We start from the raw sequence: 24,988 nt of genomic DNA on the forward strand, positions 1-24,988 counted from the left end.
CGCGAAAGCGGACCGTCTTCCATTTCGTTCTCTTCCATCCGGACTGTGACCGTCGGCTCCGGAATCACACCGGATCTGCTGACCTCTCCGGCTAACCGGAAAGCGCTCGCGGGCTTGGGCCGAGACCCTTACCGCCGGTGGGGACTTTCACCCCGCCCTGAGAACATTGACGGCGTTTGTATGGAAGGGTCGGAAAGCGCTGTCAACCACCGGCGTCGTCGTCGATGGCGCAGAAATAGCGATCCGTTTCGACCTGGTCACCGTTGAGGGCGAGGGAGGAGAGCGTCAAATAGCGATCACAGGTAAGGCAGGCAGCACCTTGTCCAAGGTGATGGGAAATTCACGCACTCGCACGCCGGCCGCGTTGTAAACGGCGTTGGCGACAGCAGCCCCCGCACCGCACACGCCGAGCTCGCCGAGACCCTTTGCGCCAAGCGGGTTGGCCTTGTCGTCGTCTTCCTCGAGGAAGGCGACCTCCATATCGGGGACATCGCCATTGACCGGCACATGATACTCGGCAAGATCGTGATTGACGAAGTGGCCGTAGCGCGGGTCGAGCACCGTCTGCTCCATCAGCGCTGCACCGATCCCCCAGGTCATGCCGCCGATGATTTGCGAGCGCGCGGTCTTGGCGTTGAGGATACGGCCCGCGCCGATCACAGCCAGCATCCGGCGCATGCGGATTTCACCGGTATCGCAATCGACAGCGACCTCTGCGAAATGCGCGCCATAGGAATGCTGCGAATAGGTCTTGTATGACTGGGTGGTGGCGCCCGCGGCTACGGAGCCTTCGGCTTCGAGTCCATCGGGAGAGATCCCTCGGATAAGATCGGTCAGGCTCGCCGATCGCTGGCCGACCCTGACCTCGCCGTCGGCAAAGCTTGCCTCGGTGGCGTTCGCGCCGCGCAACGGCGAGGCTTCGTTCGACTGCGCCGCCTCCAGGATCCGTTCCTTGAGGACGTTGCACGCATTATACAAGGCCGAACCCGCGCTTGCTGCGCCCCAGGACCCGCCGGAGCCGGCGGTACGCGGGAAGCGGCTGTCACCGAGCTCCACCTTGACGGACGAGATCGGCAGGCCGAGGCTCTCGGCGGCAATCTGGGTCAGGATCGTATAGGTGCCGGTCCCAATATCGGTCATGTCGAGCCGCGCCGTCACCCGACCGTCCCGGTCGATCGCAACCCGCGCCGTCGCCGCGCCGATATAGTTCGGACGGATCGCCGCCGCCATGCCGTGGCCGATAAGCTTGCGGCCCTCCCGAGTTCGGCCCGGTGTCGGGTTTCTCCGCTCCCAGCCGAAACGGCGGGCGCCTTCCTCCATGCAGGCGACGAGATTGCGGGTGGAGAACGGCACGCCGCGCTCGGGATCCTGTGCCGGTTCGTTGCGGATCCTGAGTTCGATCGGGTCCAGACCGGCGCGCTCGGCGAGCTCATCCATGGCGCATTCGAAAGCCAGCATGCCGGGCGCTTCGCCGGGCGAGCGCATCCATTCGCCGCGGTTGATGTCCAGCGGAACCAGGCGATGGCGGGTGAGACGGTTCGGCGCCGCGTAGAGCGAGCGCGCAAAAACTGCCGTTTGTTCGCAGTACTCCTCGAAGCTGGACGTTGCCGACCAGACATCGTGTGCGATCCCGGTGAGCCGCCCGTCAGTGTCCGCGCCGAGACGTACCTGTTGGACCATCTCCGCGCGATGACCGGCATTGGCGAACATCTGTTGTCGCGTCAGCGCGATCTTCACGGGGCGCTGCAGCACCTGCGCTGCAAGTGCGGCCAGGATCGTGTCGGCATGGGCAATCAGCTTGGAGCCGAAGCCTCCGCCGATGAAGGGACTGACGATGCGCACTCGCTCGAGCGGGATGCGAAGCGTGCTGGCGACCCCGGCCCGGAAGTTCGCGAGGGTCTGCGCCGATGTACGGATCGTCAGCTCGTTGCCTGACCAGGCAGCAAGCGTCGCATGCGGCTCCATCGGATTGTGATGTTCGAAGGGGGTCCCGTAAGTGGAATCGATCTTGATCGGCGCCGTCGCAAAGGCGCGCTCGAAGTCGCCGACCACGCTGTCGGTCTCGAAGCCGGCATTGGTCCGCTTTGGCGCGTAGGCGTCGGCGATATGTCCCGGTAGATCGTAGAGGCCCGGCTCCTCGTCGTAACGTACTCTGATGAGGCCCGCAGCAGCGCGCGCCGCCTCGAACGTCTCCGCAACGACCAGCGCGACCGGCTCGTCGTAATACCGTACCTGATCGCTGTTGAGCGCGGGCCGGGGGCGCGTGAAGACCTCCGGCACCGTTGGCGTGACCGTTGGGCCGAAATCCGGCTGGGCCGGCGCATTGCGGTGCGTCATGACGAGCAGCACTGCCGGCGCCCGTTCGGCTTCGGTCGTGTCGATCTCGGCGATGCGGCCCTTGGCGACGGAGGCGCCGAGAATGTAGCCATAGGCTGTACCATCCAGCTCATTCTCGTAAGCGTATGTGGCGCCGCCCGTCACTTTGAGCGGACCGTCGATGCGGTCGATCGGCCGCCCGATGATGCCAGCATCGGCACGAGGTTTCACCCTTGAATGGGTGGCGGAGCCGGGCAGTCCGGGTATGGTCTCGTTCATAAGTCACCTAAAGATTTTTCATCTGGAGTTCGGAGGCATCGAGGCCGCGACGACGCCGCTTCCTCGCACCTTTATGTTCGTCGCGCGGCGGCCGGAGCTCACGCGGCGATCTCGCCGAAATACTCGCGAAACTCGACCAGCCTCCCTGTTGGGCCGGCTCGCATGAAGATCGCATGCAGGCCAGTGTAGGGCGCGCCACCGATTGTCCCGCTCCCGCGATCGCAGACGATGACCCAGTCGGCGGCGAAGAGCTTGAGATCGACGGTCGATTTCGTGATCCTGTTCCCCTGCGCTTGATGCGCGGCGGTCCAGGCTGCGAGTGCCCGTTTGCCCTCTGGCGGTCCGTGTCGGCCTCGTTGCTCGCCGACAGGGAATTGGAAGGTCATCGTCTCATCGCAACAGTCAAGGAATGCCGTCCAGTCGCCAGAGGCCCAGCCGGCAAAGAAGGCGTCTACGGCGGCCTCGAGCCCGTGACGAGCTCCCGGGTCGGATGTGGCGCCCCAGGCTGTGGCGGCAGAGACGAGAAGGCCGCCACCCGCGGCGGCAACGGCGCGTCGCGTGAGTTTCATATCGATCTCCTGCTCGGCGCCGGCATCTGGGAACAGCGGTTCGGGGTCGTCGTCTCTGTCATCGCATCGCCTCATGCACTCTCGGCGGCAGCAGCCAGCGTGTGCCGTATCGTCCGTTTCGCCAGCGGGATCTTGAAACCATTGGCGCCATGACCGACGGCTCCGGCGAGCGCGGCTTCGGCCGCGTCGCTAAAGGCACCGTCGGATGCCGCCGCGCCTGCCAGCGCGCGCTCCGCCTCCGTCGCGCGCCAGGGTTTCGCTGCCACGCCGCCCATGGCGATCCGAGTGCTTCGGATACGGTCGCCGCTTTTCTCGACGATTGCTGCCACCGACACCAGCGCGAAGGCGTAGGAAGCACGGTCGCGCACCTTGCGGTAAACCTGTCGGCCGGGTGGCGGCGGCGGCAGGGCAACCGAGACGACTATTTCGCCGTGGCCGAGCACGGTCTCCAGCTGGGGCGTCGCCTCGGGCAACCGATGGAAATCGCCGATCGGGATCGTGCGGGTCTCGCCGCCGGGCGAGACGGTCTCAATCCTGGCGTCGAGCCCGGACATGGCGACCGCCATGTCGGAGGGATGGACCGCAATGCAGGCTTCGCTCGCGCCGAGTACGGCGTGCATGCGATTGAAGCCCTGAAGTGCCGCGCAGCCCGAACCCGGCTGGCGCTTGTTGCAGGGCATGTTGCGGTCGTAGAAATAGGGACAGCGCGTGCGCTGCAGGAGATTGCCGCTGGTCGAGGCCTTGTTGCGTATCTGTCCGGACGCTCCCGCCAGCAGCGCTTGCGTGAGCATCGGATAGCGCGACCTTACCCGCGGGTCGGCGGCAAGATCGCTATTGCGGACCTGGGCACCGATCCGAAGCCCGCCTTCCGCCGTCTCCTCGATCCGATCAAGCGGCAGCCGGCTGATGTCGACGAGATGCGCTGGGCGCTCGATCTCGAGCTTCATCAGGTCGAGCAGGTTGGTGCCGCCGCTGATGAACTTGGCGTCCGGCCGGGCCGCAACCGCGGCCGCCGCCTGCTCAGCACTCGCCGCACGTTCATAAGTGAAGGACTGCATTGCTCATGCCTCCTCTGCCGCGTCGCGGATTGCGGCGACAATGTTCGGATAGGCGGCGCAACGGCAGATGTTGCCGCTCATCCGCTCGCGGATCTCGGCATCGGTGAGAGCGACGGAAGCCGCTGCCACGTCGGCGCTCGCATGGCTTGGCCAACCGGCCCGCGCCTCGCCCAGCATGCCAACCGCCGAGCAGATCTGGCCTGGCGTACAGTAGCCGCACTGGAAACCATCGCGGGCGACGAAGGCGGCCTGGACCGGATGCAGCCGGTCACCCTCGGCAAGGCCCTCGACCGTGGTGATCTCGTCGCCTTCATGCATTGCGGCAAGCGTCAGGCAGGAATTGATCCGGCGCCCATCGACGAGCACCGTGCATGCGCCGCACTGGCCGTGGTCGCAGCCCTTCTTCGAGCCGGTGAGGCCGAGATGGTTGCGCAGGGCGTCGAGCAGCGTCGTCCGCGGGTCGAGCTCGACGGCAAGATCCTTCGCGTTGATCCGTAACGACATCGTCATCGTCGGTAGCGGCGAGGACGATGCAGCCGCCGTGACGGTCTCGGCCGGCTCGGCGTCAACCGGTAGTCCGGTAGCCAGGAGCACCCCGGTCGCAACACCGCCTTCCAATACCATCCGACGCGTCGGCCCGCTCCTGTTGTCCGTTTTGGCCATGCATGATCTCCCAGTCGCAATGAAGCGCAGACGGCAACTTGACCCGAGCGAACCCTCGAGTTCTGTCACCCAACGACACTGGAGGTGGGAGTGCGGGCGGCGGCTTTCTTTCAAGAAACCGGCGGCACTATCAGGATTCTGGAGAAGAATTCACCCGATAGGCACGAGGCGTCATGCCCCTCAGACGTCGGAAGGTCGTGGTGAAGTGGCTCTGGCTTGAGAAGCCGAGCCGAAAGGCAATGACACCGATCGACAAACCCGTTTCGCGCAGCAGCGCCTCCGCTCGCCGCACCCGTTCCTCGATCACATAGGCGTAGGGTGCAAGGCCGGTCGTCGCCTTGAAGCGACGCGCAAAACTGTCGACGGCCATGCCCGCGGCGGCTGCCAGCTCGCTTAGCGAAATGTCGGAATTCATATGCGCATCGATGTAATCCCGAACGCGACCAAGCGCCCGGCGGCTGAGACAGCCGTGACGTACAAACCGCGGTTGCTCCCCGCTCAGGTTGGCCACGCGGAGACTGACGAGGGCGACCAGATGCTCGACATAGGCAGTGTCTGGCTTGTGGCCGAGTGCCATCTCGTCACGAAGCGAACTCAAGAGCGTGGCGACGACCGCGTCTTTCTTGTTTACCAGTATAGGCAGGTTCTTCAGGCGTTCGCATCCGGGAAGCCCGATATCGGGATCGATCCACAGGGCTGAATAGGAGAGGTTTACATCGCGATAGAAGCCCTGTCGTTCCGCGCCTGCCGGGACGAAGGTGAGGGCTCCGGGACGGTCCATTCCGTCGTAAAGGGATCGTGCCTCGTGCCGGATGGATGTATGGGACGTGCCGCCTTCTTCGGTCAGCACGATCAGATGATGAGGGGCTGTCCAGCGGAGCTCCGCCTCCCGGCACGCCCACCGCCGGTTGTCGAAGACGATCGAGGAGCTGACCCATGACGCGGTTTGCAGGGGCTCCGACTTCTCGTCCTGGCTCCGAACCCGTCCGTCACCAAGCAACGGTCTGAATGACATCGCGGTATCCCGCTGGTTCACTCGCCGAGCCGTGGGCAGCCCCGGCTTCGAGCGTTGGGCGCCGCCCCGCCGCTACGCATACGGCCGTCCATGTGGGACCGGCAACGGGCGTTTTTAACCGTGCCGTGTTCAAGAAATCGTGAGATCAGGCAAATCCGGAGCACCCTCCCGGAAAAGCCGATCATCCGCGCTCGGGAAACATCACCCTCAGGCCTTCGCGCGAGGCCGTAGCGACACCGCGTTCGGTGATCAAGCCGGTGACCAGCCGCGCCGGCGTCACGTCGAAGGCCGGATTGGCCGCCGGCGTGCCTTCCGGGGATACGCGGACCTGGGCGATCTCGCCGGAAGCGGTCTTGCCCCAGACCAGTGAGACCTCGTCGGGCGAGCGCTGTTCGATCGGGATGTCGGCCAGCCCGTCGCCCACGGTCCAGTCGATCGTCGGCGACGGCAGCGCGACATAGAACGGCACGTCGTTGTCGGCGGCCGCCAGTGCCTTGAGATAGGTACCGATCTTGTTGCACACATCGCCGTCGGCGGTGGTCCTGTCGGTGCCGACGACGACCATGTCGATCTGGCCGCGCTGCATCAGATGGCCGCCGGCGTTGTCGACGATCAGCGTATGCGGCACGCCGTGGCCGGCCATCTCCCAGGCGGTCAATTGGGCACCCTGGTTGCGGGGTCGCGTTTCGTCGACATAGACATGGACTGGAATACCGGCTTCCGTCGCCAGATAGATCGGCGCGGTGGCAGTGCCGTAGTCAACGGTGGCCAGCCAGCCGGCATTGCAGTGGGTCAGGATATTGACTGGTTCGCCCGGCTGCTTGCGCGCCGCGATCGCCTTGATGATTTCGAGCCCATGGGCGCCGATGGCGCGGTTGAGGCCGACATCCTCGTCGGCGATCTCGCCGGCACGCCGATAGGCAGCCGCGGCACGTTCTGCCAGCGGAAGCGTCAGCAGGAAGCGCTGCATTTCGTTCAGCGCCCAGCGCAAATTGATCGCCGTCGGGCGCGTTTCGTGCAAGGTTGCCCAGACGGCGTCGAGTGCTGCGTCCGACGGATCGTCGGCCATCTGCATGGCGACGCCATAGGCCGCGGTGACGCCGATCAGCGGCGCCCCGCGCACCCACATGTCGCGGATTGCCGTGGCGATGCCGACGACGGTATCGATCTTTTCGATACGGAAATCATGCGGCAGCCAGCGCTGGTCGATGATCTCCACCGAACGCCCGTCGTCACTCGGCCAGATGGTGCGGTAGTGGCGGTCGCCGACGTTCAAATCCTGCTCTCCCGTTCGATCAGCGCGGCCAACCGGTTGACCTCGTCGATGCTGTGGATCTGGCGCCGGTTGACGGCGAGATGACGGCCGAATTTCAGCGCCTTTGCCTCACATCTGGCGCGCAGATCCGGATCGGCAATGGTCTCGAAATCGGCATTGTGGGCAAGGCCGAGAATTCGCCGGTGAACCTCGACGCCGGCAAAGCCGAGCAGATCGGTCCAGATCGAATGCAGCATGTGGTCTAGCGCCTGCTCGGCGCCAAGCCTGTCGCCCTGATCTTCGAACAGGCTCTTCTGGTAGAGCATGCCGGTACGCTCGGTTCGCCACAGATGCGAGAACTCGGCGCGAAACACCGACCATGTCTCGACCGTAACGCCGATCAGATAGTCACGCATGGCGTCGCGGCTTCCGTCCTGTTCATGGCCGCGCTGCGAGAAGAACGCCATCCAGAAGTTGGCGAGCAGCATGCCGACGTCGAAGGCGATCGGCCCGTAGAAGGCGAATTCGGGGTCGATCATCCTCGTTTCGGTGTCGGTGACCATGATCGAGCCGGAATGCAGGTCGCCATGCAGCAGCGTCTCGGCATTGGCAGCGAAGATGTGCTTCATGCGCTGCGCCTCGACCTTGAGGTCGCGGTCGGCGCGCAGCTCGGCGACAATGCCGTCGAGCTGCGGGCTGGTGTGCCGGTTCATCTTGGCATCGAAATACGGATCCGAGAAAACCAGGTTCTCGGTGATGTCGCAGAGTTCGACATTGTCGGCGAACAGCGCCAGATCGGCCTTGCGGTCCTTGGTCGCCATATGCAGGTCGGAGCCGCGAAACAGCGTGCGGGCCATGAACAAGCCGATGTCTGTCGCGATGTTGGGCAATTGCCGGCCTTCGATCAGCGCCCGCCGCAGGATAATGTGCGGCGACAGATACTCCATGATGATCAGCGCCTGGCCTTCGTCGAAGTGATAGATATAGGGCACCGAACCCGGCGCCCGCGCCTGTTGCCGCGTCAGCGCATGGTATTCGAAGAAGGAGCGTTTTAGCGGCAGCGGCCAGCTGTCGCCGACCAGCCGGACGTAGGGCAGGGCCTGCTTGACGACGGCCGCACCCTCAGCACCCTCGACGATGAACACCAGGTTCAGATTGCCGTCGCCGACTTCACGAACCTTCCACTGGCTCGTATCCTTGCCGATCTGCGAACACAGGGCCTCGTTGGCACCGAGACGGCCCGCCAGTGTCTCGACCGACAGTGCTTCGAACGGCGATTTCCCAGTCATCCTCACCTCCCGCTCATGTGCTCCGATGATAGCGGAGCCAACGCGGTCGGGCCAAGCTAGGAAGCCTGCTGGCAATTGTCAATCGTGTTGACAATTGCCGATATAGCCCATAGCGTCATGTTCAGGGAGGAACGAATGGGCAATGATGCCGTGTTCCGCGTCGACGGCCTGAGGAAATCCTTTGGCCATATCGAGGTGCTTGGCGGCGTCTCGCTCGAATTGCGTGCCGGCGAAGTGACCGTGCTGATGGGCGCCAACGGCGCCGGCAAATCCACCCTCGTCAAGATCATCAGTGGTGTCTACGACCATGGCGGCGGCACGATGTCGCTTGCCGGTCACGTGTTCGACCCGAAAACGCCGGCGGAGGCGATCCGCGCCGGCGTCGTTACCGTCCACCAGAACATCAATGACGGTGTCGTCGCCGACCTCGACGTCGCCACCAACCTTACCCTCGACAGGTTGAGCGGCAGCGGCGTGCCGACCCTGTTCAATCCAGGCCGGGTGCGTCGCGAGGCAAAGGCGGTGGCCCACCGCATGGGACTGGCCATCGACCTCAAGGCCCGGATCAGCGATCTCTCTCTGGCCGACCGCCAGATGGTGGCGATCGCCCGCGCCATGGCGCATCGGCCGAAAGTGCTGATCCTCGACGAGCCGACCTCCTCGCTGTCCAGCGCCGAAGCCGACCGGCTATTCGCGCTGCTCGACCGGCTTCGCCAGCAAGGCGTGGCCATCCTCTACATCTCGCACCGTATGTCGGATATCAGACGGCTTGCCGATCGCATCATTTCGATGCGCGATGGGGTTATCTCAGGTATCTTCGACAAGAAGCCGCTGGATTACGAAGGTGCGGTCAACGCCATGCTCGGCCGCAAGATCCAGCTCGAGCGGATCGTCGCCAGGAATTCGGCCAAAGCAATTTTCACTGCCGACGCGCTGCGGATTGCTGAAGGCGCCAGGCCGATCTCGCTGACCCTCGGCGATGGCGAGGTCGTTGCCATCACCGGCCTTGTCGGTGTCGGCAAGACCGTGCTCGCCGAGACGCTGTTCGGCCTGCGCCAGCCGCTGGCCGGGACCATGGTGCTGAACGGGAAACCTTATGCTCCGGCATCGACCGGCGAAGCGATTGCCGCCGGTGTGTTTCTCGTCGCCAAGGACCGGGGCGAAAACGGCATCGTCGGCGACTTCAACATCCAGGAGAATATCAGCCTGCCGTTCCACAGCCGCATGTCGCGTCTCGGTGTTCTCAAACGCCGTATCGAACGCGCCATTGCCCGCCAGCAGATCCAGGAGCTCGGCATCGTCTGCCGCTCGGAGAGGGACGAGATGGCGTCGCTTTCCGGCGGCAATCAGCAGAAGGTGATGGTCGCCCGCTGGATGTCGCAGGCGGCAAGGCTTTTCATCCTCGACGAGCCCTTTCAGGGCGTCGACATTTCGGCTAGGCGCGACATCGCCGCCAAGCTGCGGGCCAGCGCCCACGGCCGCGCGACGCTGCTGTTCGTCACCGAACTCGACGAAGCCCTGGAGACGGCCGATCGCATCCTGGTGATGTCGGAGCAGACGATCGTCGGCGAGCACCGCAATACCGATGTCGATCTCGAGCGTCTGCTGGCCGAAGTGGCGGGCGGGCCGTTGCACAGCGCAGCCTGACGGCGGGATGACGATGAGAATTGGAATGGAGAGGGCATGAATTCGGGTTGGATAAAGACGGTGCCGGCGTGCGGGAGCGCTGAATGATCCTGCGCGACAATGCTATTCGCTACGGCTTCATCGTTCTGTTGTTCGGGCTGATCGGCTATTTCGCCGTCGCTGCCGATGGTTTCGTCTCGCCGCAAAGTGCTGTCTTCATCTTCCAGTCGGTCGCCATCACCGGCGTTCTGGCGCTCGGCGTCACCGCCACGCTGGTCGTCGGCGGCTTCGACCTGTCGATCGGCTCTGTCGCCACCAGCGCCATGATGGCGGCTGCCTATGTCATGGTGGTGCTGGGGCAGAACGCCGTCGTGGCGGTCGTCGTCTGTCTTGTGATCGGCGCCGTCGTCGGCCTGATCAATGGCTGGCTGATCGTCTATATGCGGGTTCCGGACCTTTTGGCGACGCTCGGCATGATGTTCCTGCTTGTCGGCCTGCAGCGCATCCCGACCGAAGGCCGTTCGATCGCCACCGGCATGACCATGCCCGACGGCTCGGTCGCCAACGGCAGCTTCGGCGCCGCGTTCCTGGCGCTTGGCCGCCATCGCTTCGATTTCTTCATCCCGAACCTCATTCCGGTGTCGGTCGTCGTTCTGCTCGTGCTGGCGGTGCTGATCTGGTTTTTTCTCGAATACACGCGTTTCGGGCGCATGATGTATGCGGTCGGCAGCAACGAACGCGCCGCAGAACTCGCCGGCGCGCCTGTCAAGGCATACAAAATCTGGGCCTACGTTATTTCGGGAGTTTTTGCCTCGATCGGCGGCATTTTGCTCGCTGCCCGGCTTGGACGCGGCGACATCGCCTCGGGTAATAATCTGTTGCTCGACGCGGTGGCTGCGGCACTCATCGGTTACGCGGTTCTCGGCGCCGCCAAGCCGAACGCCTTCGGCACGGCTGTCGGCGCGGTGTTTGTCGGCGTGCTGCTGCAAGGCCTGACGATGATGAACGCGCCTTACTACACGCAGGATTTCGTCAAGGGCGTGGTTCTCGTGGTCGCCCTTGTCTTTACCTTCGCCCTTTCCGGCAGGGGCAGGAGATAGGGTTCGACCGGGTCATATTTTGGGTTCAACAAGTGGAGGAAACGACGTGAACATCACAAGAAGGCTTTTGGGGAAGGCAGCGCTCGGGCTTGCCGGCGCAACATTGCTGATGCAGATGCCGGCAATAGCGCAGGACAGGCCGGCGCCGTTCGACAAGCCGGGTGCCGTCAAGATAGCGCTGGTCCGCTATCTCTCGACCGGCGACTTCTTCCAGGCCTACCTTTCCGGCGTCGAGGCGCAGGCCAAGGCGCTCGGTGTCGACCTGCGCGTGCTCGATAGCCGCCAGGACGCGGCGCTTCAGGCGGACATGGTCGACCAGGCTATCGCGCTCGGCGTCCAGGGCATCATCATCCAGCACGGACTGACGGAATCGATGAAGGACGCCGCCCAGCGTGCGGTCGACGCCGGCATCAAGGTTGTCGCCTTCGACGTCAATGTCGAAAACCCCAAGATCCCGCAGATCGAACAGTCCGACCGCGACCTCGCGCGCCTGGCGCTCGAACAGGCGGTCAAGGACAATGGCGAGAGCTGGAAGGCCGGCTATGTCTATGTCGCCGGCATCGCGCCGCTCGACCGCCGCAACGAGACCTGGGTCGAATTCAAGAAGAAATATTCGGGCATCAACGAAGCCGCCATGTTCGGCACGCTCGACAATCCGATCGCCAATTCGGTCGCCAACCAGGCCCGTTCGGTGCTATCGGCCCATCCCGACATCAAGGTGATGTTCGCGCCCTATGACGAATTCGCCAAGGGCGTGAAGATCGCGGTCGACGAGGCCGGGCTGAACAAGGACATCAAGATCTATTCGGCCGACATCTCGACCTCGGATATCGCCGCGATGCGCGAGCCGGACAGCGCCTGGGCGGCAACCGCCGCCACCAACCCGGCCGTCGTCGGCCAGGTCTCGGTGCGTGCGCTGGCGCAGCTCCTGGCCGGCGAGGATCCCGGCCACAACGTCATCGTGCCGCCGACGCTGATCACCCAGAAGGATCTGCTCGACAAGGACATCAAGAACATGGAGGACCTCTCGGCCAAGCTGCCGCAATTCGCCCATGCCGATGTCGCGATGCCGACCTGGATGCCGAACCCGAACGCGAAGTAGCGTTTCAAGCAAAAGGAAAGAGCGGACAATGCTATAAGCCTTTGGCGGACATGTGGAACTAGACGCGTACTCGGAACCAAGAGCCGCCTGCTGCAGGGTGTTGCAGGCGGCTCTTCTTGTCTTGCGGAAGATGTTTTCACCGCGGGTTTGCCGGATTTAATTGTCGCCAGTTCCGATTTTGCAACGTTGCAAAAATCATGCGTGAAAGTATCGGTTTATCGGGAGTTTTGCGAAAGGCTGATGATGTCAGCGAATGAGATTGATGTTGAAGTCTTTAAGCAGATCGAACAGCAATTGCACTGGCCAGAGGTTCGTTCTTCCCGGGACGCCGTCTCCCCATTTTTGGGGGAAATTTCTTGGATTTTGGCAGTTCTGGCGGGTTTATGACAAAGCTGTAGTGATTGATTCTCTGTTCCAAGAAACGCACTCGGGCAGACCCACTCTACCTGAAATCCGTGATTTCGCCGTCAAGCCCATCGCGGCGGATGCTGTCTTGGTTCTATATCGTAGTATCCGCCGATCAGATGGGGGGACGCCTGAGAGGAGGACTCTTCGGAGTTCGATCTGGAAGCTTTTTGATGGGCGATGGCAGATGCTCTTCCATCAAGGAACGATTGTTCCGTATGTGTCGTCAGTTTCGGATATTTGCGAACCTCGGAGAGGTAGCTTGTGAAGATTGAGGTTTTGACAGAGGCAACTCCGACCGTGACGGAAGCGATCTCCCAATTGGTGTCTCAACTATCAACGACGGCAGCCACCCCAACATTCGACAGCATCACTAGGGTCGTAAAATCGCCTGCTACTATTCTTCTCGTAGCCCGTTCGGAAGAGGGTGCCTACGTTGGCATGTTGACGCTCGTGCTCTTCGAAATCCCTACGGGGATCAGGGCTATAATTGAAGATGTCGTTGTTGACGCTGGTCATCGAGGTCAGGGCTTCGCGGAAGCCCTGACACGAGAAGCGCTGAGGCAGGCACAAGAGGCTGGCGCAAGAACAGTGGACTTAACTTCCCGCCCGTCGCGAAAGGCTGCCAACGCCTTATATCAGAAACTTGGTTTCGAGCGGCGGGAGAGCAACGTGTATCGCTTCTCGTTCCCTTTCCAGTCGCAGAATTCCTAAGTTTCGCGACAGCTTCGGCTATTCGTTGAACAGATCGGAATGGGAGCCGGTGCGAGCTAGCTGGAGTTCATCGCCGGCAACTCGGTAGATCAAGAGCCAGTCCGGTTCTATGTGAGCGTCACGAAAGCCTTTCCAATCGCCTTTCAGCGAGTGGTCCTTATAGCTCGCCGGTAGCTCATCTCCGGCGAGCAGGAGGCCTAGCAGTTCGCGCAACTTGCCAAGATCTTTGCCCCGCTTCTCCGCACGTTTCACGTCGCGACGGAATTGCCCAGAGCGAACGGGCGTCAGCACGTCACATTCCCAAATCCTTGAACAACTCATCGGCCGAGGCGAAAGGCTTGCCCTTGCCACGTTCCAATTCGGTCATGGCCTTTCGAGTCGTTGCGTTCGGCACTTTCACCGGGAAGGGAAATTCCTTGTCGGCGGCGACGCGGACCAGCAGCAGGCGAATGGCGTCGGAAACGGACAATCCCATTGCCGCCAAGGCCTCCGTTGCCTGATCCTTTGTCGCCGTATCGATCCGAGCGCGGACCACGGTATCCGTTGCCATGTTGTGACTCCTTAAGAGAGCCACAATGTAGCTACAAAATACCAATTACGCAAGTGTGATCCCCGATCGCGCCTACCTCAACGCCGCCGCGATGTTGCCGCCATCGACCGTCGTCACATCGGCGGTGGTCCGCTCGGCCAGCGCCTGATGCAGGAAGGCCTGGGCCACGTCTTCTGCCGTCACTTCCTGCCCGAGCAGGTTGCCCGACATGTACTCCTTCTCCGACACGCCGCGCGCGCCCGAGCGGCTGGCGATCATGGCGTCGGTCAACAGCCCCGAACGGATGCGGTCGGCGTTGACGGCATTGGAGCGGATGCCATGCGCGCCGTAGTCGAGGGCATATTGCCTGGACAAAAACAGCGTTGCCGCCTTGGGAATGCCATAGGCGCCGAATTTCGGCCCCGGATTGACCGCCTGCTTGGAGGTATTGAACAACAGCACGCCGCCGGTGCCCTGTTCCAGCATGATGCGCACGGCATTCTGCGCCGCCGACTGGTGGGCGAAGAAATTGAGTTCGAAACTCTTGCGCAAAGTGGCGTCGTCGAGCTCGCCGATCCGGCCCTCCCAGGCAGCACCGGCATTGGAGACGAGAATGTCGAGGCCGCCGTAGACGTCGACCGCTTTGTCGAAGGCGGCGCGCATCTGCACCGGATCGGTGATGTCGGCGCCAATGCCGATCGAATTGTTACCGGCCTTTTTTGCCGCCTCGGCAGCCCTTGACCCATCGAGATCGACGACGACGGCATGGGCACCGTTGTCGGCGAACAGCTTTGCCGTGGCAGCACCGATCGCGCCGGCGCCGCCGGTGACCAGCATCACCTGGCCGGTCAGCGGCTTCGGCTTGTTGGCGGCAAGCTTGGCCTGTTCGAGCGACCAGTATTCGAGCGGGAACAGGTCGGCTTTGGAGAGCGGGCGGAAATCGCCTACGGCTTCGGCGCCGCGTACCGCCTCGATCCACATTTCGCCGACGTCGGAGGCGATCTTCGCATCCTTGAGCGTGCGGCCGTGGCCGAACATGCCGAGGCCGGGCACCAGCGTCAGCCGCGGCATCGGGTCGAGCATGGTGCGCTTCACGCCGTCGAGCGCATCATTGGTTTCGAAATAGGCGCGATAGTCCTTGGCGAATTTCTCGACATGCTGGCGGATGACGGATTTGTAGTCGCCGACCTTGTCCGCGTCGGGCGCCGGCAGTGCCATCGGTCCGGTCTTGATGCGGATCGACAGGTCGGGTGTCGACACACCGCGGCCGGCATAGTCGGCAATTTTTGCCGAATTGATGAAATCGACGATCGCATCCGAGGTGCGGAAATCGCTGATCATCCGATCGAAGCGGCCTTCGCCGCGTGCCACCGCCACCGCGCCGCGCAGCATCGGCGCAATCTCCGCGGGCTTCGCCAGCCTGGCCGGCAGTGCCACCTTTTCGGTGCGCGGCTTGCCGTTCCCGGCGATGAAATCCTCGGCTACGTTCACATAATGGATCATCCGGTCATAGGCCTGCCTGGCATCGTCGCCGAAGGTGAAGATGCCGTGCTTGTCTAGGATCAGGCCTTCGACCGTCGGATCGGCGTCGAATACATCGGCGGCCGCCTTGGCCAGATCGAAGCCCGGCATGATGTAAGGCACGAATCCCATTTTCGCGCCGAACACCTTCCGGCTCAGCGCTTCGCTGTCCTCCTGGTCGACGATGGCCAGGATCGCCGTCGAATGCGTGTGGTCGACGAATTTGTGCGGCAGGAAGGCGTGCAGCAGCGTCTCGACCGAAGGGTTGGGCGAGGACGGATCGATGAGGTTCGCCCGCTGCAGCGCGACCATGTCCTCGTCGAAGAGCTTCTTGAGCGACCGCGCCTTCAACAGCGCGCCGAGCTTGACCGCCGGCAGGCCCTGCGGCTCGATGACGCCCATGTCCCAGCCGCTGCCCTTGACGCAGAGCACGTCCCATTCGTCGCCGACGAGATCAATGGCCTTGGTCTTGCACGATGTGTTGCCGCCGCCGTGGAGGACGAGCCGCGGCTCGCCGCCCAGCAGCCTGGTCGTATAGACGCGCAGCGCCAGGTCGCGGGCCACACCGTTCTTTGCATAGTCGGCGACCAGCTTCTCCGCCTCGCCGTCATTCCACAGGTTCTTCATGTCAGCTTCGTCCGATTTCTCTTTTGTTGTGAACAGGAATACCGCGACGCCTTGATGACAATGCGTCGGCGGCTCTAGGTATCAGGCGACCTCTTTTGCTGCTGCTCCGGCATGGTCGAGCAGCCGTCGCGCCATGCGCGCGCCTACGACCAGATGGGTGCAGAGCCCGCCGGCGATCGCCGCGACGAGCGGTTCGAACTTGCTGTCCTCCTGCACCACCACAAGGCGCTTTTCGATGCTGCGCAGCGATGACAGCTCTGCCGAAATCAGCCGGCGGTTGTAGCTGCAGTCGAGCGCCTGGCCTCGGGCGTCGATGATCTGCCCGGCAATGACGCCGGCCGCACCCGCCTTGCGCAATGCAGCCATTTCGCTCTCGGTCAGCGCGCCGCATTTGACCAGATGGCTGTCGGTGTCCACCGAGCCGACCGAATACAGCGCCAGGTCGCACTCACCGATGCCCGACAATTGCTCGCGGATCACCGGCTCGGCGCGCAGGCCGCGTGCCAGTTCTTCCGTCGTCAGCACCAGCGGCGCGTAGAAATTCAGCCCCTTGGCATTGAGCCGGCGCGCGATTTCCATCGTGCATTGGTCCGGCCGGTACGAATAGGGGGCGCCCAGATTGCCGCAGAGCTGCACCACGGTGACGTCCTGCAGATCGGCATAGGACATGATGTCGGCGATGGTGTAGATGGTCCGCCCCCAGGCGACGCCGATGCGGTCGCCCTTCCTGACCAGCTCGAGAAAGACGCTTGCCGCCAGCACCGCGATGTCAGTGGACGGGTCGGCGACATAGCCGTTTTCCGGCGCTATCCAGACGGCGTCGAGTTGCAGTGCGTCTTCGAGCTTGCGCGCCAGCACGTCGTCGGTGAAAAGCTGGGTCGAGGTCGAGATGTTGACGATGCCGGTCTCGCGCGCCTTGCGCAGATACATCGCCACCGAGGCACGGGAAATCTTGAGCTGACTGGCTACCTGGTCCTGGCGCAGGCCGTGTGCATAGTAAAGCCAGGCGGCCTTGTGGATAAGCTGTTCTGCCGGTCGGATCGCCATGCCATCTCCTTGCTGACATCATTCACGGCTCTCGACAAAAGTCAAACCTTAGGCTGCGCACCTGATCCGACACTTGGCATCCCGGATGTCAGTAATTGCGCATTTATTGTTATCTCGGTACAATAAACCGATCAGGAGGTCCGACAATGAACGTATCACTGGGAGAGCGTTGGGAAACCTTTGTTTCCAACATCGTCAAGCGCGGCCGCTACGGTTCTGCCAGCGAAGTCGTGCGCGAGGGCCTGCGCCTTGTCGAAGAGCGCGAGGAAAAGCTGAAGGCGCTCCGTGCCATGGTGGACAAGTCGTTTGCTGAAGGCGGCGAAGCCACCGAGCAGGATATTGACGCCGCCTTGGAAGCCAAGGCCAAGCAACTCGCAAGGGAAGGCTTTTAGGAGTGCCACGGCTGCGCATGCTGCCGTCGGCACAAGCAGATTTGGTCAATATCCTTGAATACCTCACTCGTGAAAGCGGCAGCCTGTTGATTGGCGGGCGTTTTTGTGGATGCTCTGCGCCAGAAATGCCGTGATCTGGCGAGCTTGCCGGCGACGATTGGTCGTGCTCGTCCCGAACTCCGGCCGGACGTCCGAAGTTTCGCTTTCAGGGGATACGTGATTTTCTTCCGCTATAATGGCGACTTTTTCGAAGTGGCGAATATCGTGGAAGGGCATCGGGACATCGACGCTTTGTGGCCGGAGGGTGAGGGCGGGGAGGGGCGTCCCAAGTAATGGGCGAAGGTGGTAAGAAGGCTCGACCAGACATTCGGAGGACGGGATGGGCAATCCCTACGAACAGGATCTCGACAGGAACCCGGCCAACCACCAGCCGCTGACGCCGCTGACCTATTTCGAGCGGGCGGCAAAAACCTTTCCCGACCGGACTGCCATCATCCATGGCCGCCAGCGCACGACCTATCGCGATTTCTGGAAGCGCTCGCTGAGGCTTGCCTCGGCGCTGGCGAAGCGCGGCGTCGGCAAGGGCGACACCGTCACCGTCATGCTGTCCAACACACCGCCGATGCTGGAAGCGCATTTCGGCGTGCCGATGACCAGGGCGGTGCTCCATTCGCTCAACACCCGCCTCGACGCCGCCGTCATTGCCTTCCAGCTTGATCACGCCGAAAGCAAGGTGTTGATCGTCGACCGCGAATTCGCCGGCGTGGTCCGGCAAGCGCTGGCGCTGGCCAAGGTCAGGCCGCTGCTGATCGATTACGACGATCCCGACTATGCCGCCGATGCGCCCTATGCCAAGGGGGAGCGGATCGGCACGCTCGACTACGAGGCGTTTGTCGCCGACGGTGACGAGGATTTCGCCTGGTCGATGCCGAACGACGAATGGGATGCCATTTCGCTCAACTACACCTCCGGCACGACAGGCAATCCGAAGGGCGTCGTCTGCCATCACCGCGGCGCGGCACTGATGGCCTATGCAAACACCATCCATGCCGGCATGGGCAAGCACCCGGTCTATCTGTGGACGCTGCCGATGTTCCACTGCAACGGCTGGTGCTTTCCCTGGACGCTTGCCGTGCAGGCTGGCACCCATGTCTGCCTGCGCTGGGTGCGGCCGAAGCCGATCTACGACGCCATCGCCGATCACGGCGTCACCCATCTGTGCGGTGCACCCATCGTCATGTCGGTGCTGATCAACGCCAGGGACGAGGACAAGCGGCAGTTCCCGCAGACCGTCACCTTCAACACCGCCGCGGCGCCGCCGCCCGAGGCGGTGCTGTCGGGCATGGCCGATGCGGGCTTTGCCGTCACCCATCTCTACGGCCTGACCGAAACCTATGGCCCGGCCGTCGTCAACGAATGGCATGGCGAGTGGGACCGGCTGGAGAAAGGGGCGAGGGCGGCGAAGAAGGCCAGGCAAGGCGTACGTTATGCCGCGCTCGAAGGCCTGACGGTGATGGACCCGCAGACGATGCAAGAGACGCCGGCTGACGGCGAGACGATCGGCGAGGTGATGTTCCGCGGCAACATCGTCATGAAGGGCTATCTCAGGAACCGCAAGGCGAGCGATGAGGCCTTTGCCGGCGGCTGGTTCCATTCGGGCGACCTCGGCGTCATGCACCCGGACGGCTACATCCAGCTCAAGGACCGTTCCAAGGACATCATCATCTCCGGCGGCGAAAACATCTCCTCGATCGAGGTCGAGGAGGCGCTGTACAAGAATCCCGCCGTCGCTTCTTGCGGCGTTGTCGCCCGATCCGACGACAAATGGGGCGAGGTGCCGGTCGCCTATGTCGAGCTGAAGCCGGGCAAGGCGGCGACCGAGGCGGAGGTAATCGAGCACTGCCGCGCGCTGCTCGCCCGCTTCAAGGTGCCGAAAGCGGTGATCTTCGCGGAAATCCCGAAGACTTCGACGGGCAAGATCCAGAAGTTCCGGCTGCGGGAGATGGCAAAGCAGCCTTAGGGCCTGATCCGAAAACGGAACCGATTTCGGAAAGCATCTTTTCAAGATCCTTCGCAAAAAAACACGGGGCGGCGTTGCAGGCGCGCCCGGCGGAAACCACATGCGTTTCGTGGGCCAACTCCGTCCGGGGATGTCACCATCTGTCACTAGTAGCCAAAATGGTGCCTTGACAGGTGATGGTTTTCAATTTACGAGTGACGAAATTCTAAATTCGTCAGTCGTAAATTTGGCCAACGAGATGCTTGAAACCCTGGACACCACCGCCGATTCCGCCCGCCAGGAAAATGTCACGCGCATCCTGGATTGCGCGGAGCGATTGTTCCGCCACTACGGCTACGGCAAGACCAACGTCGCCGACATTGCGCGCGAACTCGGCATGTCGACTGCCAACATCTACCGCTTCTTCGCCTCCAAGGTGGAAATCCATCAGGCGGTTTGCGGCCGTATGCTCGAGACCTGCTACCGGTTGAGCTACGAAGCCTGCCATGGTTCCGGCACCGCCAGCGAAAAGCTCCGCCGCTACGTGCATACGCACTATCAGTGGACGCTGGAAACCATGATCGACCAGGAGAAGGTGCACGAGATGGTCATCGTCGCCATCGAGCGCGACTGGCACGTCATCGAAAAGCACATCGACAGCATCCATGAACTGGTCGCGGAAGTGATCCGCGAGGGAATCGCTACCGGCGAGTTCATCGATCAGGATCCGGTGATCGCTTCCCGGTGTTTCGGCGCTGCCATTATCAGCCTCTCTCATCCGCAGATAATGGCCCAGTGCCTCGCCAAGAAGAACCGGGCGACGCCGGACGAGCTTACCGAGTTTGCCATCAGAGCCTTGAAGAAATGACCATTGCCGCCCGTCGGGCGGTGATGTCGGCAATTCATCTCCACAGTTCGGGAGTACAAAAGTGTCTTTGTCCAAGTCCATCACCTACAGGCGACCGGCCGCCGGCCTGGCACTGATTGTCGTTGCCGCTCTCGGCCTCGCCGGCTGCTCGCAAGAGAAAGCCGAGGTCACCGAGATCATCCGCCCGGTCAAGGTGGTCGAGATCACTAAGGCGAGCGATACCCGTCAGCTTTCCTATTCCGGATCGGTGCGTGCCCGCACCGAGATGAATCTCGGTTTTCGCATCAACGGCAAGATCACCGAGCGCCTTGTCGACATGGGTGACCGCGTCAAACCGGGCGACGTTCTCGCCCGCATCGATCCCACCGACTACGAGCTTTCGGTGAGAAGCGCTCAGGCCAGCCTCGATGCTGCCGACCGTCAGGTCGAGACAGTCGAGCTTACGCGCAAGCGGGCCGAACAGCTCTACGCCAAGAATTTCGCGCCGAAGTCGCAGCTCGAGCAGGCGACGCTCGCCTATAATCAGGCGGTCGCCACGCGAGACTCCGCCCGCTCGCAGCTTGCCCAGGCACAGAACCAGGTCCGCTATACCGATCTCAAGGCGGACAAGAACGGCATCGTCACTGCCGTTGCCGCCGATGTCGGCCAAGTGGTCGGCTCCGGCACGCCGGTGGTGACCGTTGCCATCGACGGCGAGAAGGAAGTCCTGATCGCTGTTCCGGAAACCGATATCGCCGAATTCAAGCCGGGCAAGACCGTCAAGGCTGGCTTCTGGTCCGATGAGGCGCTGACGCTCGACGGCAAGGTCCGCGAAGTCGCCGGCAGCGCCGATCCGCAGTCGCGCACCTTTGCCGTTCGCGTCAGCCTGCCCAACGATCCTCGCGTGCTGCTAGGCATGACCGCCTCCATCGAAGCCGCGGCGGACAACCGGCAGCAACTGGTGTCGATCCCGCTGGCCGCGTTGGCGCAAAAGGACAGCCAATCGATCGTCTGGACAGTCGACCGCAACGGCGGGACCGTCCATGCGCATCCGGTCAAGGTCGCCGCCTTCACCCCCGACGGCGTCAGTGTCGCCGATGGGCTGAAGCCGGGTGACGTCGTCGTCGCCGCCGGCACGCAGTTCATGACCGAGAATCTGAAAGTCAAGCTGACCGGTGATGCAGCGCAACAGTCGGCGTCGGCCGATGACGCTGCAAGGCGCTTGCGCTGACGGCCAGGCAATTCACGGTTTCCGGGCGGCAGGCGCCCCCGATTTTCGAGATCTCAGGTCGATGTAACCCCCACGTCGATCCTCGCGTCCCACCGCGATGTAGATCTCTCAACTCGGAAAGCCACGCCGCCCGGAAGCCCACATCGGAAGTTCCTTGGGCATGCGAAAGCGCGTGCTCTGTTGATCAAATTGAAACGGACTGACGCCGATGACCATCGACACCAATGAAAAGCGGTCTTTCAATCTTTCGCGTTGGGCAATCGGCCATCCGAGCATTGCCCGCTTCCTGTTCGGGCTGATCATCGTCGCCGGTGCACTCGGCCTGATGCGCATGGGCCAGAAGGAAGACCCCGATTTCACCTTCCGCGTGATGGTCGTCCAGGCGATCTGGCCAGGCTCCTCGATCAAGGAGATGGAGGACCAGGTGGTCAACAAGATCGAGCGCAAGCTGCAGGAAACGCCGCACCTCGATTTCGTTCGCTCCTACACCCGCGCCGGCAGCGCCATCATCACCTTGCAGGTCAAGGGCGACACCAATCCAGCGCAGGTCGCCGATGCTTTCTATCAGGTGCGCAAGAAGGTCGGCGATATCGCCAATGAGCTGCCACAGGGGCTGCTCGGGCCTTACTTCAATGACGAATTCGGCGACACGTTCATCACCCTGCATTCGATCAGCGGCGACGGCTACAGCTATCCCGAGCTGAAGAAATTCGCCATCCAGGCGCGTGACATGCTGCTGACGACGCCCGGTGTCGAGAAGGCCGTGATCATCGGCGACCAGCCGGAAAAGCTCTACATCGACGTTTCATCCAAGGTGCTTGCCGAACGCGGCCTGACGTTGACCGACCTGCAGAATGCGATCCAAGGCCAGAACAATGTCGACCCGGCAGGTTCGGTCGACACCGGCCAGCGTTCGGTGCGCATTTCGGTCGAGGGCGATGTCACCAGGGCGGCCGACATCCGCGAGCTTCGCCTGCGCGCCGGCAACCAGGTGACGCGCCTCGGCGACATCGCCACCGTGACCTCCGGCCTCGAGGATCCGTACCAGCGCAAATACCGTTTCAACGGTCACGACAGCGTCCAGCTCGGCGTCGTAATGGCCAAGGGCTTCAACGTCACCGACGTCGGCAAGGACGTCGAAGCGACCTATAAGCGCTTCGAAGAGGCGCTGCCCTATGGCGTTTCGGTCGATCAGATTTCCGACCAGCCGCATGTCGTGAAGGAGGCTGTGAGCGAGTTCATGGAAGCGCTCGGCGAAGCGCTGCTGATCGTGCTTTTCGTATCGTTCCTGTCGATCGGCTGGCGCTCGGGCCTGGTGATCGCGATCGTCATTCCGCTGGTCCTGGCCGCCACGTTCGCCATCATGTACGAGCTCGGCATCGACCTGCAGCGCATTTCGCTCGGCGCGCTGATCATCGCCCTTGGCCTCCTGGTCGACGACGCGATGATCGTCGTCGAAATGATGGAGCGAAAGCTCGAGGAAGGCTTGGTCAAGGTCGAGGCGGCGAGCTTCGCCTATTCCTCGACCGCCTTCCCGATGCTGACCGGCACGCTGATCACCACGGCCGGCTTCATCCCCGTCGGTTTCGCGGCCTCGACGGCCGGCGAATATGTGCGCACCCTGTTTTACGTCGTCGGCATCGCGCTGGTCGTGTCCTGGTTCGCGGCGGTCTATTTCACGCCGTGGCTCGGCCACATGATCCTGAAGCAGCGCAAGCACGCCGGCAACCATCACGATGTCTTCGACACGCGCTTCTACCGCCGTCTTCGCTCGACCGTTGCATGGGCGGTGCGCCACCGCATCATCGTCCTGGTGATGACGCTGATGACGTTTGCCACCAGCCTGTGGGCGTTCCAGTTCATCCCGCAGAATTTCTTCCCGCAATCGTCGCGCCCGGAAATCCTTGTCGACCTCTGGCTGCCGGAAGGCACCAGCATCAAGGAAGTCGAGACCCAGGCCAAGGCGCTCGAAGCCAGGATGATGGACGACAAGGACAAGCGCTTCATCGCCACCTATGTCGGCGAAGGCGCGCCGCGCTTCTTCCTGCCGCTCGACCAGCAGCTTCGCAACCCGAATTTCGCCCAGCTTCTGGTGATGGCCAATGACGAACCGGCCCGCGAGCGGCTGATTGTCAAGCTGCGCACCATCCTGGCCAATGATTTCCCATCGATCCGCGCCAAGGTCGACCGCCTGTTCCTTGGTCCGCCGACCGGCTGGCCGGTGCAGATGCGCGTCATGGGTCCGGATCGCCAGGAGGTGCGCCGCATCGCCGACGAGGTGAAGGCGAAGTTCCAGGCAAATCCGCTGCTCGGCGCCATCCACGACGACTGGCTGGAGCCGGTGCCGGCGATGAAGCTGGTGATCGACCAGGATCGCGCCCGTGCGCTCGGCGTCACCTCGCAGCGCATCCGCCAGACGCTGCAGGCGGCCATGTCGGGAGCGCCGCTCGATGACTTCCGCGACGGCGAGGAGACGGTTTCGATCGTCGCCCGTGAGCCGGAGGCAAGCCGTCACCTGCTGTCGGCGGTCGACTCCGTCTACATCCCGACCGATTTCGGCGGCTCCGTGCCGCTGTCGCAGGTCGCCAAGGTGGTCCCGGTGCTGGAGCAAGGCGTCGAATGGCGGCGCGACCGCTTGCCGACCATCAGCGTACGCGCCACGCTTCCGGACGGCGTGCAGCCGAACGATGTCGCCATGAAGATGTACAGCGACATGCAGGGCCTGCGCGCCAGCCTCGCACCCGGCTACAAGATCGAGATCCAGGGCGGCGCCGAGGATGCGGCCGAAAGCCAGGCCTCGATTGCGGCGAAAGCGCCGATCATGCTGGCCGTCATCGTCGTGCTGCTGATGATCCAGCTGCAGCATTTCGGCAAGGCCATGCTGGTGCTGGCGACCGGTCCGCTCGGCATCATCGGCGCGGCGGCGGCACTTTTGATCAGCGGCGCGCCGTTCGGCTTCGTCGCCATCCTCGGTGTCATCGCCCTGCTCGGCATCATCATGCGCAACTCGATCATCCTGGTCGATCAGATCGACCAGGACATCGCCGCCGGCGTGGAGCGTTCCGAGGCCATCATCGGCTCGGCGGTGCGCCGGTTCCGGCCGATCGTGCTGACGGCGCTGACGGCGGTGCTGGCGCTGATCCCGATCTCGCGTGGCGTCTTCTGGGGGCCGCTCGCCTACGCCATGATGGGCGGCATTCTCGTCGCCACGGTGCTGACCATCCTTGTCCTGCCGGCAGCCTATGCGCTGTTCTTCGGCAGGGAGCCCAAGAAGGTGGTGGCAACGGAAGAGGCGGCCAAGGTGGCAGAAGAAAGCGAAAGGCCGCAACTGGCCCTGGCGGCCGAATAGAGCTGTTGGCAAATGTGACCTCCGGCGGTTTAATCCGCCCACCAGGCGTAGGCGC

Annotated in this window: 23 protein-coding genes and 1 riboswitch; of the genes, 12 read left to right on the forward strand and 11 right to left on the reverse strand. The window is 62.9% G+C overall.

Features of this window, described 5'->3' with window-relative positions; genetic code table 11:
* Positions 1-22: 22 nt before the first annotated feature.
* Positions 23-169, reverse strand: a riboswitch (FMN riboswitch).
* Positions 170-285: 116 nt separating this feature from the next.
* The 7 genes from NKI72_RS03445 to mtnK form a co-directional block, all read right to left on the reverse strand.
* Complete coding sequence (locus NKI72_RS03445) at positions 286-2,595, reverse strand: xanthine dehydrogenase family protein molybdopterin-binding subunit (protein ID WP_352503005.1); 2,310 nt, start codon at positions 2,593-2,595, stop codon at positions 286-288.
* Between the two features lie 98 nt (positions 2,596-2,693).
* The gene (locus NKI72_RS03450) at positions 2,694-3,164 is read right to left on the reverse strand and encodes a nuclear transport factor 2 family protein (RefSeq protein ID WP_352503006.1); all 471 of its coding nucleotides are present in this window, start codon (positions 3,162-3,164) and stop codon (positions 2,694-2,696) included.
* A gap of 71 nt (positions 3,165-3,235) precedes the next feature.
* Positions 3,236-4,222: an FAD binding domain-containing protein gene (locus NKI72_RS03455; RefSeq protein WP_352503007.1), complete on the reverse strand. Its 987-nt coding sequence runs from the start codon at positions 4,220-4,222 to the stop codon at positions 3,236-3,238.
* Positions 4,223-4,225: 3 nt separating this feature from the next.
* A complete protein-coding gene (locus NKI72_RS03460; protein ID WP_352503008.1) occupies positions 4,226-4,885 on the reverse strand; it encodes a 2Fe-2S iron-sulfur cluster-binding protein in 660 nt (219 codons plus the stop codon).
* A 130-nt stretch (positions 4,886-5,015) separates the two neighbouring features.
* The gene (locus NKI72_RS03465; protein WP_352503009.1) at positions 5,016-5,900 is read right to left on the reverse strand and encodes a helix-turn-helix domain-containing protein; all 885 of its coding nucleotides are present in this window, start codon (positions 5,898-5,900) and stop codon (positions 5,016-5,018) included.
* Between the two features lie 181 nt (positions 5,901-6,081).
* Positions 6,082-7,176 (reverse strand): S-methyl-5-thioribose-1-phosphate isomerase, encoded by a 1,095-nt coding sequence (mtnA, locus tag NKI72_RS03470; RefSeq protein WP_352503010.1) that lies wholly within the window; start codon positions 7,174-7,176, stop codon positions 6,082-6,084.
* Positions 7,173-8,444, reverse strand: coding sequence for an S-methyl-5-thioribose kinase (gene mtnK / locus NKI72_RS03475; protein WP_352472279.1), 1,272 nt, complete (start codon positions 8,442-8,444; stop codon positions 7,173-7,175). Before mtnK ends, mtnA begins: the two co-directional genes overlap by 4 nt.
* A gap of 135 nt (positions 8,445-8,579) precedes the next feature.
* Between mtnK and NKI72_RS03480 the strand changes: the two genes are divergently transcribed.
* The 6 genes from NKI72_RS03480 to NKI72_RS03505 all read left to right on the forward strand — a co-directional run bounded on the left by NKI72_RS03480 (position 8,580) and on the right by NKI72_RS03505 (position 13,391).
* Positions 8,580-10,091 (forward strand): sugar ABC transporter ATP-binding protein, encoded by a 1,512-nt coding sequence (locus NKI72_RS03480; RefSeq protein ID WP_352472280.1) that lies wholly within the window; start codon positions 8,580-8,582, stop codon positions 10,089-10,091.
* Positions 10,092-10,174: 83 nt separating this feature from the next.
* Entirely contained in the window at positions 10,175-11,170 is a 996-nt protein-coding gene (locus NKI72_RS03485; protein WP_352472281.1) for an ABC transporter permease, read from the forward strand.
* Between the two features lie 46 nt (positions 11,171-11,216).
* Positions 11,217-12,272, forward strand: a complete 1,056-nt coding sequence (locus NKI72_RS03490) for a substrate-binding domain-containing protein (protein ID WP_352472282.1) — start codon at positions 11,217-11,219, stop codon at positions 12,270-12,272.
* A 201-nt stretch (positions 12,273-12,473) separates the two neighbouring features.
* Positions 12,474-12,659, forward strand: coding sequence for a hypothetical protein (locus NKI72_RS03495; RefSeq protein WP_352503011.1), 186 nt, complete (start codon positions 12,474-12,476; stop codon positions 12,657-12,659).
* Positions 12,660-12,669: 10 nt separating this feature from the next.
* The gene (locus NKI72_RS03500; protein WP_352503012.1) at positions 12,670-12,945 is read left to right on the forward strand and encodes a DUF4440 domain-containing protein; all 276 of its coding nucleotides are present in this window, start codon (positions 12,670-12,672) and stop codon (positions 12,943-12,945) included.
* Entirely contained in the window at positions 12,942-13,391 is a 450-nt protein-coding gene (locus tag NKI72_RS03505) for a GNAT family N-acetyltransferase (protein WP_352472283.1), read from the forward strand. Before NKI72_RS03500 ends, NKI72_RS03505 begins: the two co-directional genes overlap by 4 nt.
* A gap of 18 nt (positions 13,392-13,409) precedes the next feature.
* On the opposite strand, the gene NKI72_RS03510 is transcribed toward NKI72_RS03505, so the two are convergent.
* The 4 genes from NKI72_RS03510 to NKI72_RS03525 form a co-directional block, all read right to left on the reverse strand.
* Complete coding sequence (locus tag NKI72_RS03510; RefSeq protein WP_352502059.1) at positions 13,410-13,682, reverse strand: type II toxin-antitoxin system YafQ family toxin; 273 nt, start codon at positions 13,680-13,682, stop codon at positions 13,410-13,412.
* A gap of 1 nt (position 13,683) precedes the next feature.
* A complete protein-coding gene (locus tag NKI72_RS03515; RefSeq protein ID WP_352472285.1) occupies positions 13,684-13,941 on the reverse strand; it encodes a type II toxin-antitoxin system RelB/DinJ family antitoxin in 258 nt (85 codons plus the stop codon).
* Between the two features lie 72 nt (positions 13,942-14,013).
* Entirely contained in the window at positions 14,014-16,068 is a 2,055-nt protein-coding gene (locus tag NKI72_RS03520; protein WP_352502058.1) for a bifunctional aldolase/short-chain dehydrogenase, read from the reverse strand.
* Between the two features lie 81 nt (positions 16,069-16,149).
* Entirely contained in the window at positions 16,150-17,115 is a 966-nt protein-coding gene (locus NKI72_RS03525; protein ID WP_352472287.1) for a sugar-binding transcriptional regulator, read from the reverse strand.
* A 146-nt stretch (positions 17,116-17,261) separates the two neighbouring features.
* Here NKI72_RS03525 and NKI72_RS03530 point away from each other — a divergent pair, with 146 nt between their 5' ends.
* The 6 genes from NKI72_RS03530 to NKI72_RS03555 all read left to right on the forward strand — a co-directional run bounded on the left by NKI72_RS03530 (position 17,262) and on the right by NKI72_RS03555 (position 24,933).
* On the forward strand, positions 17,262-17,507 hold the full coding sequence (locus tag NKI72_RS03530; protein ID WP_352453248.1) for a type II toxin-antitoxin system ParD family antitoxin: 246 nt from the start codon (positions 17,262-17,264) through the stop codon (positions 17,505-17,507).
* Between the two features lie 105 nt (positions 17,508-17,612).
* Positions 17,613-17,840 carry a type II toxin-antitoxin system RelE/ParE family toxin gene (locus tag NKI72_RS03535; protein ID WP_352849918.1) on the forward strand — a complete coding sequence of 76 codons (228 nt, stop codon included), beginning with the start codon at positions 17,613-17,615 and terminating at the stop codon, positions 17,838-17,840.
* A 46-nt stretch (positions 17,841-17,886) separates the two neighbouring features.
* Positions 17,887-19,527 carry an acyl-CoA synthetase gene (locus NKI72_RS03540; RefSeq protein WP_352830828.1) on the forward strand — a complete coding sequence of 547 codons (1,641 nt, stop codon included), beginning with the start codon at positions 17,887-17,889 and terminating at the stop codon, positions 19,525-19,527.
* 238 nt (positions 19,528-19,765) lie between these two features.
* Positions 19,766-20,374, forward strand: coding sequence for a TetR/AcrR family transcriptional regulator (locus NKI72_RS03545; RefSeq protein ID WP_352502064.1), 609 nt, complete (start codon positions 19,766-19,768; stop codon positions 20,372-20,374).
* Between the two features lie 61 nt (positions 20,375-20,435).
* Positions 20,436-21,584: an efflux RND transporter periplasmic adaptor subunit gene (locus NKI72_RS03550; protein WP_352849902.1), complete on the forward strand. Its 1,149-nt coding sequence runs from the start codon at positions 20,436-20,438 to the stop codon at positions 21,582-21,584.
* Between the two features lie 208 nt (positions 21,585-21,792).
* Positions 21,793-24,933: an efflux RND transporter permease subunit gene (locus NKI72_RS03555; RefSeq protein ID WP_352849903.1), complete on the forward strand. Its 3,141-nt coding sequence runs from the start codon at positions 21,793-21,795 to the stop codon at positions 24,931-24,933.
* The last annotated feature ends 55 nt before the right edge of the window (positions 24,934-24,988 follow it).

The organism is Mesorhizobium sp. M0437 (genome assembly GCF_040321335.1).
Classification (GTDB): Bacteria; Pseudomonadota; Alphaproteobacteria; order Rhizobiales; family Rhizobiaceae; genus Mesorhizobium.